This is a genomic window from Lewinellaceae bacterium (assembly GCA_020636105.1).
In the GTDB taxonomy this organism is placed as follows: domain Bacteria; phylum Bacteroidota; class Bacteroidia; order Chitinophagales; family Saprospiraceae; genus BCD1.
In genome coordinates, this window is the sequence record JACJYL010000002.1 from 390,624 (window position 1) to 404,668 (window position 14,045).

Below are 14,045 nucleotides of genomic sequence, written 5' to 3' on the forward strand. Positions count from 1 at the left end.
ATTCCCCTGAAAAAATTACGGTAGGTATTTTGAATGTCCGGCCGTAAACGAGAAAAAAATCATAAAAATATGGTCTGAAGCAGTTAACCCATTCCGGTATTTTTATCGCTTCTTCCCCAACAACATCTTCACCCAAAAAAAAGGCTTAACCAACTGACCTCGCAGATCGAAATCATTGTACATTTTGGAAAGGACTTCCAGGAAACGTTGGTTTCCGGCAATGACAGACCCTAAAAAATTGACAACGGGCACCACGCGCATCAGTTGCTGCAAACGGTAACTCAATTTCATCTCGGAGCCCAACACCCGTGCAACGCGTACATCGTAAGCTTTCATAAATTCAGCGGAAAATTCATTGGCAGCCAGACAATCTCTCGCCTGTTCGGCCGCGATGAAACCACTATAAAAAGCGTGGCCTATCCCCTCCCCCGTCAGCGGATCGATCAGGTGGCCGGCATCTCCCACCAGCATAAAGTGGTCGCCTGAGATAACCCTGGATTTAGACCCCAGCGGCAATCCGTACCCTTCGAGTTTACCCACCATTTCCGCATTTTTAAAACGCTCTTTAAATGTTGGATGGTTTTCGACGATCTCAAAAAAGGATTTCTTTAGGTTCAAGGATCTTTTGCTGATAAAATCACTGCGCATTCCCAATCCCACATTGGCATGACCATCAGGCAAGGGAAATACCCAAAAATATCCGGGGGTGAGTTCCTTTAAAAAGTGAAGCTCAATGAAATTATCCTTTTGAAGGTCTCCTACATTTTTATAATAAGCTCTGACGGCTCCGGCATGATGGGCATTATCCTTTTCGATCCCTGCAATCTTACGGGTAAAGGAAGAATGGGCTCCATTGGCCACGACGAGTATTTGCGCTTCTACTTCCAGACTATTGTCCTCGCTTTTTACGGACCATCCTTCCGAAATACGGGTGTATTGTTCCACCGATTGCCCTTCAAAAAACCGGATATTGTCCCTTCGCCTGACTTCTTCCACCATAAAATTATCAAAATCCATCCTTTTACAAATATACCCCGGAGCATTTTTTTTATCCCTGACATAATTGGGTTGAAAGGGAATATTTAATGCTTTTCCATTCGGCACTACAAACGTAATCCCCCAAACATCCGTATGGGTGGGCTGACCTGCAAATCGCTCCAGTATATCCGGATCCAGGCGATTGAGCAAGGTGGTTACCTTTCCGCTGATGGCATCCCCGCAAACCTTATCCCGTGGAAAAACGGCTTTATCGATCAAAACGCTTTCAATCCCCAGGTAACTCAACTTGAGGGCCGTGGCTACTCCCCCCGGGCCGGCCCCGATAATACATACTTTGGTTTGGATCATTGGATAAACAATTTGCCCGCAAAATAGAATTTATTTTTGAGGTTGCTGGTTACTTGTTGCTGGTTTGTTGCTTGTTGCTGGTTGCTGGTTGCTGGTTGCTGGTTGCTGGTTTGTCAATGCCTAAAATAGCTTGACCAATTTTAATTAATTATAAATCAAATTGTAATTCAAGTTGCATTGGATTATCTAACATTTTGTTTATTGTAAAGACTTCCATTTCGGGTCTTTCTTTTTCCTTTAGGTCTTTGATATATGTTTCATAAACCATTGGTGTCATCTTTAAAGAATTGTGTAAACGGTTGTTGTAGTTTTCAACAGCCATGGCTACTCGTTTCTTTAACTGTCCAAAATTTTGGATACTCCACCTTTTGAGGTATTCATTTTTTATGGTTCCATTTGCCCGCTCGCAATGTGCATTTTCAAGTACGTTAGTACACATACTGATCCTTATGCCATAGGATTTAAGTAAGTTCGTATAATCAGTACTCGTATATTGCGAACCTCTGTCAGAATGATGAATCAACTCATTATTATAATCATCAATGCCTCTGAGGTTGAGTGCCATTGTTAATGCAGCAATATTATTCTCTGACCGCATATTGTCAGAAACCGAATATCCTATGATCCGTCGAGAATAAACATCCATTATTAATACAACGTAATAATGCTGTCCCCCTAATGGAAAATAAAAAAGGTCACTAACCCATAATTGGTTGACATTTGTAAACCTCTTTCCTATCAGTACATTACCATATTGACTTCCCTTATCGCTGTAAGTAGTCTTATAGGGACTTTCTAAGGCCCGTAAACGATAGCCTTCGCGTAAACCTAATATTATAAAAGCATCCCGTCCAATGCCTTCTGGTTCGAACTGTTCATATATCTTGCGCAGGCCCATCCCCGGATGCATCTCCCTAATCTCCTCAATAAAACCTATGTAAAGGGGAGCTTTTAATAATTGCTCTCGTTCCCGTTTCAGGGCATCCATATGCCCTTGTTTGCTGATCCCCGATAAACTGTATAATGTCTTCATTTTATATCCGTGTTCGTCAGGGTGTTTTCGGAACCATTCCAGGGTTGGAGTACGTACTTTTTTTTTACATCATAACCCAGATCTTCACTCGCAAACTCGTACCCCTTCTCCAAGAGATCTATTGTCATCTGTTTTTGTCCGATTATGCGTTCATATTCGGACAATCGTTGCATTAATATTTTCGTCTTTTGTGCTTCACTTTCCATTTGTACTACTGTCTTTACTTCTTTTGTACTGTCAGAATACAAATATATCCATTTATATACACTTGTTCGTGATACTTCATATAGCTCACATATATCTCGTACCTTTATTCGTCTTGAAACCAGGTCTTTAACTTTGCTCCTTTTAAAGGATTCACTGAAAGTCCTATTGCTATTTGGTTGTTTTTGAAACTTTTTGTTATTTTTGTTTGCCATGTTTAGTTGACTTTTTTGGTCAAGCTATTTTAGGCAATGACATTATCAGGGACCAAACAATCCTGTTAATCCAATAATCCTGTAAATCCTGATCCTGACAAAAATTGAAATTTTTTTTCACTCGTTTCCAACTATTATAAAATACCGGCATCTTTATACCAACATCAGAACAATAACGGACAATTTGAAAAACCTTATTTCACCTGAAGAACTGCAGCTGATCGACAAGTGCCTGGCCGGGGAAGGCAAGAGCCAGAAGTTGTTGTATCAAAAGTATGTCAATGCCATGTACCATACTGTGGTGCGTATGGTTGGCAATTCAGAGGATGCAAGGGATATCATCCAGGATACTTTTATTAAAGTTTTTCACCACCTGGGGTCTTTCCGAAAAGATTCTACCCTCGGTGCCTGGATCAAGCGCATTGCCGTGAATACGGCACTAAATTTTTTAAGGACGGAAAAGAATCTTCAAACGATGCCTTTTGAAGAGCACTTAAATGAAAGGCCAATGGAAGAAGAAGAGGTAAAAACCGTAAACATGAAAGCCATACACCATGCCATAAAATCCCTTCCGGAAGGTTCTAGAGTGGTGTTGACCCTCTTCCTGCTGGAAGGATATCAGCACCAGGAGATCGCTCAAATCCTTGATATCACTGAGTCCACCTCAAAAACGCAATACCGGAGAGGGAAACTTATGCTACAGGAAAAATTGAAAGAACAATGGAAGGGATAAAAGGACGAAAGGATCTGGGAACAGGAAAACTATACGGCCCCTCTCGACCTGCGGTACGATTTCGCTGCGCTCAACTTGACCCCCTGAAACAAAAACAATAACATGGAACCATTAGAAAGACATATTATCAAAAACAGGAAAGCCCTGGACGCGGTGGAGACGCCCGACATAGAAGCAATGTGGACCTTCATTGAAAAGGAGATTCCTAAAGCCAGTGTAAAAAGAAGTGCCTTGATCGTAGGATTGCGCAAAATTGCGGTGGCGGCCTCCTTTATGCTCATCGGTGGCGTTGCGGTATGGCTTTATCTAAGTCCACAGCAAAAAACGCCCACAACTCTGGCGGGTTATTATCCGGAATTGGCCGAAAAGGAAAAGGGATACATTCAAACCATCGCACAAAAAGAGGCCAATATCCCCTTCGACAGCCTGGATCAGTTCATTTTTGAAGACATTCTGGAAGAACTGAGTACCCTGGAAGATATGAAAGCCACCACCCTGAAAGACCTTCCCCGATACACCGAAAATGAAAGGGTGGTGAATGCGCTCATGCGCTATTATGAACGAAAAATTCAAATTTTAGAACGATTATCAAACGAATATCAAAAAAACAAACATCATGAAAGAAAACGTGAAATTCAAATTTAAATTCATCGCGGTCCTTTCCTTCCTTTTGATTTGCCAGGCAGGTGTTTTTGCCAAGGAATATAAATCCAAAACCATCAGCAAAACCCTGGAGGCAAAACCCAACATTAATGTGTTGCACAAATACGGTCCATTACAAATAGAGGCCTCTCAGGATGGTAAAGTACATTTTGAAGCCGTGCTCACTTTTGAGGCAAAAAGCGAATCTGAGGCCAATGCTGTTTTTGAACACTTCGACATTAGTGTAGGAGAAACCGGGAATGAAATCGTGCTGGAAACAAAATTCGATGTAAAAAACTGGAACGAATCATTCGGTACCATTAACATTAGATTCAATGATGGCAGTAAGGTAAAAAACATCAGCAAGCTGAAAATCAATATGGTGGTGAAAATACCTAAAATTGAATACCTGAAATTAAAGAACAAATACGACAAGATTAAAATACTGAACAGCATTGATCACGATCTCGAGGTGGAACTGTATGAAGGCCAGCTCGACACCAAAAACGTTAACGGAAAGCTGACCCTTGCCTTGAAATACAGTAAGGCAGAGGTGGGGAATTTTGATCAGGCGCAATTGGATCTTTATGAATGTACGGTAAGCCTGGGCAACGGGAAAAAAGCCAGTATCAACAGTAAATATAGCAAATGGACGGTGGGAAGTGTCCTGAGTCTCATCGTCGATGCCTATGAAGGCACGGGCGAAGCCGGGATCATCAAAGGGAACCTGGAGTTAAAAAGTAAATATTACCGTTTTAAAGCAATAACATTTGAAACCGCCAATATCAGCATGTATGAAGGGTGTTTTACCGCTGAGCAGGGAAAATCCATTACCGGCGAAAATAAATACGGCTGTATCAATATTACCGATATTGGAAAAATGGATCTCGAAAGTTGTTATGAAACTGACGTCAATGTCTCCAAAATGGGATCATTATCCATCAAAGACGGTAAATACAGCAGTTTTAAAATCGAAAAACTCAATGGAGGCATTAAGGCCAGCACCTATGAAGGCAGCATAAAAGTCGGCATGGTGGGAGAAGGATTTTCGGGCATCGATTTTGAAAGCAAATATACCAACCTGGAAGTGGTATTTCCCTCCTCTGTAAAATACCGACTGGAAGGTGAGCTGCAATATGCGGACCTCGATTACCCAAAAGACAGGTTCGACACCAGGACCTATATCGAAAAGAATGAAAAAATTTCCGTAAGCGGAAAAATTACCGGTGCCACCGACAGCAGTCCCCTGATCAGATTAAAATCCTATGAAGGCAATATTGACTTAAAATAGAAAATCACAGAAGAAATCACCCTGTAAAAAACATGAGTCATCCCGAATTTTCAAAAACTGTCTGAAATAGAAATTTTTTGATTATTTGAAGTATTTTTTAAATGTAAAATGTAAAACAAGGAATTTAAAATGTAAAAGTGAGTGGGCAAAAGGTTTGGGTTTTGGAAAAAAGTCATTTTTTGTCGCAAAACACCTAACCCACGACCCAAACACTTCTAAATTTTGCGGTTACTTGTTTTAAATTTTGCGGTTTATTTCTTTTGTAAAAGAAAAATCCCGAATTTCATCTAATCAGATAAAATTCGGGATGGTTCATGTCAATTTGAAAACAATTGCCTTAATTCTTAAAAACCCTCTGCCTGCCAATTTTATTGTCCATGATCAGGCTCACCATATAAACCCCGTTAGGCAATTGCTTATCCAGGTTAAATTCCACCGTATTCATGCCTTCATTGACATCGACCGTTTTTTCTTCCAGCAAAACCCCTTTCAGGTCGGTCACCTGCAATATCACCTCTCCTGCTCTTTCCGCGGAGAAATTGATAAACAATTTTTCGGTAACCGGGTTTGGGTAGGCTGTTATTTCCACCGGAGTTTCCTCTGCCGTATTATACAGAGCGGTCACCCCGTGTGGAGACATGAGGAACACATTGTCCTGCATGGTTTCGACTCCTGTATTTCTCATGATGATATCCTTGAACCTCGTGCTCTTTAAGGCTTGCTTTTCCGCTTCGGTAAAATCGGGATCGTTTTCATAATAAAAACGGTCTCCATCCCGGAGCGACCTGAACTGGCGTTTCATGATCGTCATCACGGTTTCTCCAAACAATGCATTAGACATATGGTCCTCTGCCAGGAATCCCACCCAAGGGTCAATTTTATTGACATTGCCATACACTCCTTCAATAATCTGGTTTTGCCACGGATTAGTACTCAGCTCGTTGAAATTCTGAATAGCCGGCAATCCGAAATTGGTGCGGATGGTATTGTAATCTGCCAGGCCTCTTTCACGTCCCCTGGTGATATTGAGCACAGCCAGGTCGAGACCTCCTGAACCCGGAGAGCCGAAAAGGAAATTCCTGAGATCATGGATCATTTTACAATCAAAATCCTGTTCCACCTGGGTCGCCATACCGATGAGGAAGGGATCAACTCCACCACTTTCCACCAGAATAACCGGATTGAAAAAGGCATTGCGCAACAGGATATTTCCTTGCGGAATAATATTACCCGCGTTATTCATTCTGACAATGGTACTGTTGATCACCGAATGGCCATAACGGTAGGCGGCCACCGAGAAAACATTCATAATACCCGGGTTGACCAAAGCATCATACCCATTGTATTCGGGAAGGTGGACACCCAGGGTAGGAAGCCATTCTTCGAATACGATGGCCTGTATTTCAGCCCCGACAATTTTCCTGGCTCTCTGGTAAATCTGCTCATCCGTCCAGCTTGGATTTTCTGCCAGCAATTCATCACAAATCTTATTGTGCTCACGCACCCAAAGGGTATGAAATACGGTCAAATTCACATTTTCATTGGCTCGAATGTCTCCTGCTACGAACCACCGTGTCATGAGCGGGTTAGGCATGGCCATACCCGGAGCATTGGGATCGACAGGGCTGCCGGCCTCATTTTCAGTGGTGTTGTAAGGAAGCAGGTTTCCTGCCGAAGTTTTTAACTTTCCATGCTCAAAAGTCCGAAGCCAGTTGGCACGCGCTTCATCAGAACCATAAACTCCGGATCCATCAATAAAGGCAGAAATGCCATTGGGAAAAGCCCGTGGGTTCCCGGGATCGGTACCGGAATCTTCCGTATAAACAGAACGCTTAACCCTGATCGTGACAATTCCCGTACTCAAAGGATCGAAATAAGGATCACCGGTAGGCATGGGCACTTCAATGATTTCTTCTTCTGCTTCCATTACCAGTGTTATGTCGTGATCGATGAACTGCCCCCAAATGAAAGCATAATCGCTCAATTCAAGCACATCCGGTAAAATGCCGTCCTGGTTGAAAATCGAATTGCTGATATGCCTGGCATTGGGACGGTCATACCCTCCCGGTTCCGAAACCTGATCGGCAAAACCATTGGAGGTAAGGTGTAATTGTGGCGTACCTACAGCTCCCCATTCCGGGTGCTGGAAATTATTGCCGGTTCCGTCAAAAGTTCGGATTTCCTGAGCATAAGCAGTGGTCAGGCCCAGGTACAAAATCAACATCAAAGAAATTGGTAACTTTTTTTTCATAGGATAAAAATTTGAATGTCAATAAAATATAACGATTGCAGGCATTCCGGCAATCGAACGTAAATGGATCTTTCAAATGAAATATGAAAATAGACAGATAAGCAGGTGGAAACAACCAACCGCTTTTTTGTAAAACGGTAGAATAGAAAATCTCAAAGCCTGTGAAAGTATATTTCGCAGGGTACAAAGAAATGCAAAAAGATGATTAATTCAATATTTTAAAATATGTTGTACAACACAACTTTGATGGGTGATGGAAGATGGTGGATTATTTAAAGAAGGAATTACCCTAGCTGACTGATCTTCTGAAGCCGCTCCAATTGAAGAATCTTAATTTCCCGCTTCTCGATCTCCAACAGGTTTTCTTTAGAGAAATCGGATAAAATACGGATGGCATTGGCCTGAGTCATATTGGCCAGGGCAGCCATATCGGCACGCTTCATCTGGATGTCCAGTGTCTTATTATCGGAAGTGGTCCCATAACGATTGAGTAACAGCAATAAAGCGTCAGCCATGCGGCCGCGAAGATGTTTTTGGGTAAGATCGACCATCCGCTGATCAGCCTCCTCCAATTCTTTGGAAAGCAACTGCATTACTTTCAGGGAAAGATCATTATTGTTTTGGACGACCTGGAGAAAATGGTCTCTTTCGATCAGGCAGATGGAACAAGGTTCGAGGGCAATCGCCGTCGAAGCATGATTTTTTTCGAGCACCAGGGCTTTTAGTCCGATAAAATCGACCGGTTTTTTGAGGGCCACAATAGGGTCGTTTTCCAACAATCCGGACCTCACAATTTTAACTTTCCCGGTTTTCAAACAATACAAGCCCCTGGATGTTGTTCCTTCCTCAAAGATTTTTTCTCCTGGCGCAAAAAGTTCCATCCTTCTGTCTATGTTGATCAGTTCGAGTTCCTCAAAAGTCAGATCTTTGAGCAAAGAAAGCGCTTTAACCCCGCAATTCATGCATGAATTTTCTCCGGATTCCGGATGAAGATCACACTTTTGAGCTATTGGCATAATCAAATTTTGATTAAAGAAAAATACATCGTTCCTTGCGGTTTATTAAAGCCCAAAAATAAACAAAAGAAATCAAACCCGGAAGGGAACTATTCCCAAAGGATGTTGTTGTAGGTAATTCTAATAAAAAACACCAATATCATGATTGCCCGAACCATACGATTGTACCAAAATTCTTTTTCAGGACTCTCCAGGGACGTATGGATTCTCACCTTAATATTTTTCATTAACCGATCCGGCACCATGGTGTTGCCTTTTTTAACCATTGTAATGACCAGTTCCAAGGGATTCAGTCTTCAGGAAGCAGGTTTTATGATGAGTGCTTTCGGCATGGGCTCTATTGTCGGAGCCAACCTGGGAGGCAGAATTACCGATAGAACAAGTCCGTACCCGGTGATGTTTTGGGCCCTCTTTTTAAGTGGTCTCGTTTTTTTCATGCTGCTTTTTGTCGACAGCCTTTTGGGATACTGCGGGGTATTGTTCCTGCTCAGCAGTATAGCGGACACCTACCGTCCTGCCAATAATGCAGCCCTGGCTTTTTACAGTAAGCCTGAGAATTACACCCGCTCTTTTGGTTTGATCAGGCTGGCCGCTAACCTGGGATTTGCCGCCGGGCCTGGTCTGGGCGGCATAATCATTGCCCATTTCAGCTATGACGCCCTGTTCATTGTGGACGGGCTGACCTGTATTCTGGCCTCATTTGCCATTTTGATCTTTCTCGACCGCAATAAAATTAAAGAAAGTAAAGCCCAAAAACACAGGGATGAACAAAGCCTGGGCATCAAGATTGACCGACGGCCAGGCCGGGACAAGGTCTTCCTCGTTTTCGTCTTGCTGAATTTTTTGACGGCACTCGGATTTTTGCAATTGTTTTCGACCATCCCCGTATTTTTTAAAAACGTCATTACCTATTCCGAAACACAGGTAGGGCTGGTCATGGGGTTCAACGGATTATTGATCGCCCTCATTGAAATGCCCATGGTGTATTCCATTGAGAACAAATATGAAAAAATGAAACTCGTGGGGATCGGGGCCATCATATTTGGGCTGGCTTACCTTCCTTTTCAAATGGGCGGATTACTCTGGATGGCTCCTTGGATGTTCGTCTTTTTACTCACTATAGGGGAAATACTGAACATGCCTTTCGCCAATGCATGGGTAAGCGAACGAGCCTCAGCCAAAACACAAGGCAGGTATATGGGCATTTTCTCCATGGGATGGGCCTCGGCATTTATCATTGGCCCCACCTTGAGTATGTACATTGCCGAACATTACGATTTTCCGACCTTATGGATACTGACCTCTGTTATTTGTATCGGGGCAGGGTTGGGATTTTTGGCGCTGAGAAAGAAAATTGCCCTCAGTGAGTAAAACCAGGGGAATTTTTATCAATATGTAAAATAAATGAAGTACTTTGGGAAGTTGAGAAATCATTATTTTCCAATCAAAAGTTCGCATTATCATGTTGAAAAAATCTATCCATCTTCCCTCCGATCGCCGAAGCATATTCAAAAAAAGCAAAAAAGTCGATGGTCGCAGCTTTCAGCCTTATCCTGTCCCATAAATTTAAAAAAGTTTATTTTTATGTCAAATACAAGTGTTTATTATGCATAAAAATACGGCTAGTTTAGAATTTTGGAGCGAAGAACTCGAGTATTCAAAATTACCTGATGAACGTTTTCGATCAAACTTGGTAAAGATGTGCCATTCTTTGAGAAGCCAGAACATTCTTTTTCATCTGCATGTGGAGAAGTCGTGAGGGAAAATCAGCACATCGTCTTTTTTTCAAAAGAAGAATCAATTGATATTCAACTTGGGCATCGGCACAAAACGCTAGAGCGGTGTAAAAATCACAACCGGATTTTAGTAATTGAGGATACAGCTGATTTGAATTATAGTAGCCACAAAAGCACTAAAGGTCTTGGTGGTCTTGGTGGGAAAAAAAAATACAAAGGGCTAAATATTCATTCTGCGATGGTTCTGACTACAGAAGCAGAGCCATTAGGATTGATTGGTCAATATATTTGGGCTCCTAGAGCTTCTTCAGGGGAGAAAGAAGAAAACCATAACTATTCAATACAAGAAAAGGAAAGTTTCAAATGGATTCGAACAAAAAAACTGGGTTAATGAATGGTTTGAGGACTATCACTGGCCAGGTAATTGTAGTTGGAGACAGGGAGGCTGATTTTTTATGAACATTTTCATGGTCACGAAAACAGTCGATTGCCATTTTTAATTCGAGCACAACACCTTAATCGCAATATTTTTTATAAGGAAATAAAACTAAAGTATCAAAAATCCCAGAATTGGTAGAAGAATTAGGGAAGCTAGAAGTAACCATTCCTCGTCAAAAAACAGAAAAAAAAGGAAGGCGCAGTTATCCTTCGAGTAGCAAAAATAGAATATCCCTGCTTATCATAAAAAGGTAAAACCCATTCCTTAACATTAGTCCATGTTAAAGAAATAGAAAAAGGAAGGAATAAAATCACCTGTTGAATGGTATTTATTGACGACTTTAGAAGTAAATAATTTTGATGAGGCATATGAAGTATTACATTTTATGTTTTACGCTGGCCTATCGAACGGTTTCATTTAGTATTCAAATCAGGGTTAAAAGTGGAGCGTTTGAAAATTTGATGTTTTCATTAGGTTAAAACATGCTTTAGAAGTTTGTTCTTTAGTCGCCTGGCAGCTATTGTGGTTAGCATATATAGGAAAGCTAAGCCCAATGCAATAGCAACAGAGGTCTTTGATACAATTGAAATTGAAATTTTGAAACAATATACTGGAGTAAAATAAAAACAGTAACAGATTTTATTTTAGCCTTAGGTTCTTTATCAGGTTTTGCAAAATCAAAAGTTCAACCTTTGCCTGGAGAAAAATTATTATGGCAAAGTTTAAAATTACTACGAGCCATGAAATTAGGTTATATGCTGAAAACTAAACCGCCATGATTTATGGGACAGGATAAGGCTTTCAGCTTCGACCCAATACGCTCATCATATCACCCGATCAAAAATAACCAATTCCCATTCACAAATCAATATATCCAATATTATTTCGAAAATCCAAAATTTCCACCTCTATCAGCCCTTGCTGTCCGAGGTAATTCCGAGCGCTGGAATAAAGATAATGTTCCGGCAATTCAACAGGCTGCAAGCCTTACAGGCATATTCCGGTCAAAGCTTTAAGCCTTGACCATCGACCTTTTTTATTTTTTGGTCGATATGCTTCCGCCATCAGGTTGTATACCATCGACTTTTATTTTTTTTGAGGTATGCTTCGAATATCAGGGGTATGCAGTCACACTGCCTTTTGAAGGATAGAAGTTATTTGGTTTTTATGATAATAAAGTGTATTAAAATAATATATATACCAAATAATGACAATGCTGATTAAACAAATAATAAACTCAATTGGAATTCGGTAAGGAAAACTAAAAATGTCTATAAATATTGAATAGAACCCATAAAAAGCTAAGAGTATGGAATTGTAAACCAAGGACTTTTCAAGAGGCATCTCCAGTAAACCAGTCACAAAGTTATATCCTTTAAGCTTGTTGGATACCCCCCCGATCGCCGAAGCATATTCAAAAAAAGCAAAAAAGTCGATGGTCGCAGCTTTCAGCTTCGACCCAATACGCTCATCATATCACCCGATCAAAAATAACCAATTCCCATTCACAAATCAATATATCCAATATTATTTCGAAAATCCAAAATTTCCACCTCTATCAGCCCTTGCTGTCCGAGGTAATTCCGAGCGCTGGAATAAAGATAATGTTCCGGCAATTCAACAGGCTGCAAGCCTTACAAGCATATTCCGGTCAAAGCTTTAAGCCTTGACCATCGACCTTTTTTATTTTTTGGTCGATATGCTTCCGCCATCAGGTTGTATACCATCGACTTTTATTTTTTTTGAGATATGCTTCGAATATCAGGGTGCAACTACTGTCATACTAGGATTTAATCTATTATCCTTCTCAAGGACATCTATTATCTTACGCCTCCATCCAATTTTCATCTCGCCAGAGGGTGGTGTAGGTCCAGCCAGGAATACACCTAACTTTGGAAATATAGTTGTATGTTCTCTAGAGTATAGAGTTCGAATCATCAGAATTAATATTTTGTAAATTAGAAAAATCTCCTTTTAATTCTTCTTTTAAATATTCTTGAATAAATAACACACGCTCTCTAAGTTTAGTAATCAGTATGGTTTCCTTTGATTTATCATATTCAACATCCATAACCTTCTTAATAATCATTAATTTATAAAATGGATATCTTACTTTCTTTTTAAGGTCTTCTAATACCATTATTACTGTTTCATCATATTCATTTAATATAAACTCAATTTTACAAAAAGAATTTTCCAAAAAGAATTGATTCACTCCGTTCCATCTAATAATCATATTATTTTCCTTTTGAAGTCCCGAAAGTATTGATACTATTTCCTCTTGCATTTATTACATATTTACGAACCATTAATTAATCCCATGATCTACATCTGCCTCATTTGTTAATCTTGGTAAATCAGGTGCTTCATTTGCAGGTAGCATACTCCGACTAGATGGATTATAGCGATAATTATAAATCCACTCTAACCGATGTATCTCCTTTCCAAATCCCGTTAATTTTGTTGGAGTCTCATATATATACTCGCTTACATTGGAAGCGACTAGTATTTTTTGGTTTTGTGCAACTGCTGCATCTACCCAAGGACCATTAACAAATGTAAAAAATGCACCTGCCTCCGATCGCCGAAGCATATTCAAAAAAAGCAAAAAAGTCGATGGTCGCAGCTTTCAGCTTCGACCCAATACGCTCATCATATCACCCGATCAAAAATAACCAATTCCCATTCACAAATCAATATATCCAATATTATTTCGAAAATCCAAAATTTCCACCTCTATCAGCCCTTGCTGTCCAACATAATTCCTGGCGCTGGAATACAAATAATGCTCCGGCAATTCGACAATTCCGGCTTCCCCGGATGGAGAGAAAAATATTTCGATGTCTCTTTCTGGAAAAGTATCCAGCCTTCCTATAACAGTAACCATTAGAAAATTCAGGCTGTTCTGGTTTTTTATTTTGCCTCCCATAGCTTTTTAAATTTAGTCCTTCCAATTTTCAGGTAGTTTAACCTATGGATGGACTTTTTTGTAAGAATTTTAGTATTTTGGAGCTTCGTGATCCGCCTATTTTCAAACCAAAATCAAGAAGTTTATGTTTCTCCATTTTGAAGCGCTTTCCCATCCTTATTTTTCAGTAAAATCAATGGTTAAACCAATATTGCTCCTTTTGCTTTTCA

Annotated in this window: 12 protein-coding genes; 5 read left to right on the plus strand and 7 right to left on the minus strand. The window is 40.5% G+C overall.

Going from position 1 to position 14,045, the window contains the following annotated elements:
• Window positions 1-102: 102 nt before the first annotated feature.
• From H6571_18810 to H6571_18820, 3 genes are all read right to left on the minus strand, one after another.
• A complete protein-coding gene (locus tag H6571_18810; GenBank protein ID MCB9325796.1) occupies window positions 103-1,347 on the minus strand; it encodes an NAD(P)/FAD-dependent oxidoreductase in 1,245 nt (414 codons plus the stop codon).
• A gap of 148 nt (window positions 1,348-1,495) precedes the next feature.
• Window positions 1,496-2,380 carry a DDE-type integrase/transposase/recombinase gene (locus H6571_18815; protein ID MCB9325797.1) on the minus strand — a complete coding sequence of 295 codons (885 nt, stop codon included), beginning with the start codon at window positions 2,378-2,380 and terminating at the stop codon, window positions 1,496-1,498.
• Window positions 2,377-2,799, minus strand: a complete 423-nt coding sequence (locus tag H6571_18820; GenBank protein ID MCB9325798.1) for a transposase — start codon at window positions 2,797-2,799, stop codon at window positions 2,377-2,379. Before H6571_18820 ends, H6571_18815 begins: the two co-directional genes overlap by 4 nt.
• Window positions 2,800-2,983: 184 nt before the next feature.
• On the opposite strand from H6571_18820, the gene H6571_18825 reads away from it, so the two are divergent.
• The 3 genes from H6571_18825 to H6571_18835 all read left to right on the plus strand — a co-directional run bounded on the left by H6571_18825 (window position 2,984) and on the right by H6571_18835 (window position 5,465).
• A complete protein-coding gene (locus H6571_18825) occupies window positions 2,984-3,532 on the plus strand; it encodes a sigma-70 family RNA polymerase sigma factor (protein MCB9325799.1) in 549 nt (182 codons plus the stop codon).
• Window positions 3,533-3,634: 102 nt separating this feature from the next.
• Window positions 3,635-4,177 carry a hypothetical protein gene (locus tag H6571_18830; GenBank protein MCB9325800.1) on the plus strand — a complete coding sequence of 181 codons (543 nt, stop codon included), beginning with the start codon at window positions 3,635-3,637 and terminating at the stop codon, window positions 4,175-4,177.
• A complete protein-coding gene (locus H6571_18835; protein ID MCB9325801.1) occupies window positions 4,149-5,465 on the plus strand; it encodes a hypothetical protein in 1,317 nt (438 codons plus the stop codon). The genes H6571_18830 and H6571_18835 overlap by 29 nt, the downstream gene beginning before the upstream one ends.
• Before the next feature lie 337 nt (window positions 5,466-5,802).
• Here the strand turns inward: H6571_18835 and H6571_18840 are convergent, their stop codons facing one another.
• Together H6571_18840 and H6571_18845 are read right to left on the minus strand one after the other, a co-directional pair.
• Window positions 5,803-7,716, minus strand: a complete 1,914-nt coding sequence (locus H6571_18840; protein ID MCB9325802.1) for a T9SS type A sorting domain-containing protein — start codon at window positions 7,714-7,716, stop codon at window positions 5,803-5,805.
• A 284-nt stretch (window positions 7,717-8,000) separates the two neighbouring features.
• Window positions 8,001-8,732, minus strand: a complete 732-nt coding sequence (locus H6571_18845) for a Crp/Fnr family transcriptional regulator (GenBank protein MCB9325803.1) — start codon at window positions 8,730-8,732, stop codon at window positions 8,001-8,003.
• Between the two features lie 141 nt (window positions 8,733-8,873).
• On the opposite strand from H6571_18845, the gene H6571_18850 reads away from it, so the two are divergent.
• Both H6571_18850 and H6571_18855 read left to right on the plus strand, forming a co-directional pair.
• Entirely contained in the window at window positions 8,874-10,103 is a 1,230-nt protein-coding gene (locus tag H6571_18850) for an MFS transporter (protein MCB9325804.1), read from the plus strand.
• Between the two features lie 330 nt (window positions 10,104-10,433).
• Window positions 10,434-10,859 (plus strand): hypothetical protein, encoded by a 426-nt coding sequence (locus tag H6571_18855; GenBank protein MCB9325805.1) that lies wholly within the window; start codon window positions 10,434-10,436, stop codon window positions 10,857-10,859.
• Window positions 10,860-12,822: 1,963 nt separating this feature from the next.
• Here H6571_18855 and H6571_18860 read toward each other — a convergent pair.
• Together H6571_18860 and H6571_18865 are read right to left on the minus strand one after the other, a co-directional pair.
• Window positions 12,823-13,194 carry a hypothetical protein gene (locus tag H6571_18860; protein MCB9325806.1) on the minus strand — a complete coding sequence of 124 codons (372 nt, stop codon included), beginning with the start codon at window positions 13,192-13,194 and terminating at the stop codon, window positions 12,823-12,825.
• Between the two features lie 399 nt (window positions 13,195-13,593).
• Window positions 13,594-13,836, minus strand: coding sequence for a hypothetical protein (locus H6571_18865; GenBank protein ID MCB9325807.1), 243 nt, complete (start codon window positions 13,834-13,836; stop codon window positions 13,594-13,596).
• Window positions 13,837-14,045 lie beyond the last annotated feature (209 nt).

Excerpts from the sequence above, each read along its gene's own strand:
- H6571_18810 (MCB9325796.1), bottom strand. The coding sequence starts at position 1,347 with ATGATCCAAACCAAAGTATGTATTATCGGGGCCGGCCCGGGGGGAGTA.
- H6571_18815 (MCB9325797.1), bottom strand. The coding sequence starts at position 2,380 with ATGAAGACATTATACAGTTTATCGGGGATCAGCAAACAAGGGCATATG.
- H6571_18820 (MCB9325798.1), bottom strand. The coding sequence starts at position 2,799 with ATGGCAAACAAAAATAACAAAAAGTTTCAAAAACAACCAAATAGCAAT.
- H6571_18830 (MCB9325800.1), top strand. The coding sequence starts at position 3,635 with ATGGAACCATTAGAAAGACATATTATCAAAAACAGGAAAGCCCTGGAC.
- H6571_18835 (MCB9325801.1), top strand. The coding sequence starts at position 4,149 with ATGAAAGAAAACGTGAAATTCAAATTTAAATTCATCGCGGTCCTTTCC.
- H6571_18840 (MCB9325802.1), bottom strand. The coding sequence starts at position 7,716 with ATGAAAAAAAAGTTACCAATTTCTTTGATGTTGATTTTGTACCTGGGC.
- H6571_18845 (MCB9325803.1), bottom strand. The coding sequence starts at position 8,732 with ATGCCAATAGCTCAAAAGTGTGATCTTCATCCGGAATCCGGAGAAAAT.
- H6571_18850 (MCB9325804.1), top strand. The coding sequence starts at position 8,874 with ATGATTGCCCGAACCATACGATTGTACCAAAATTCTTTTTCAGGACTC.
- H6571_18860 (MCB9325806.1), bottom strand. The coding sequence starts at position 13,194 with ATGCAAGAGGAAATAGTATCAATACTTTCGGGACTTCAAAAGGAAAAT.
- H6571_18865 (MCB9325807.1), bottom strand. The coding sequence starts at position 13,836 with ATGGGAGGCAAAATAAAAAACCAGAACAGCCTGAATTTTCTAATGGTT.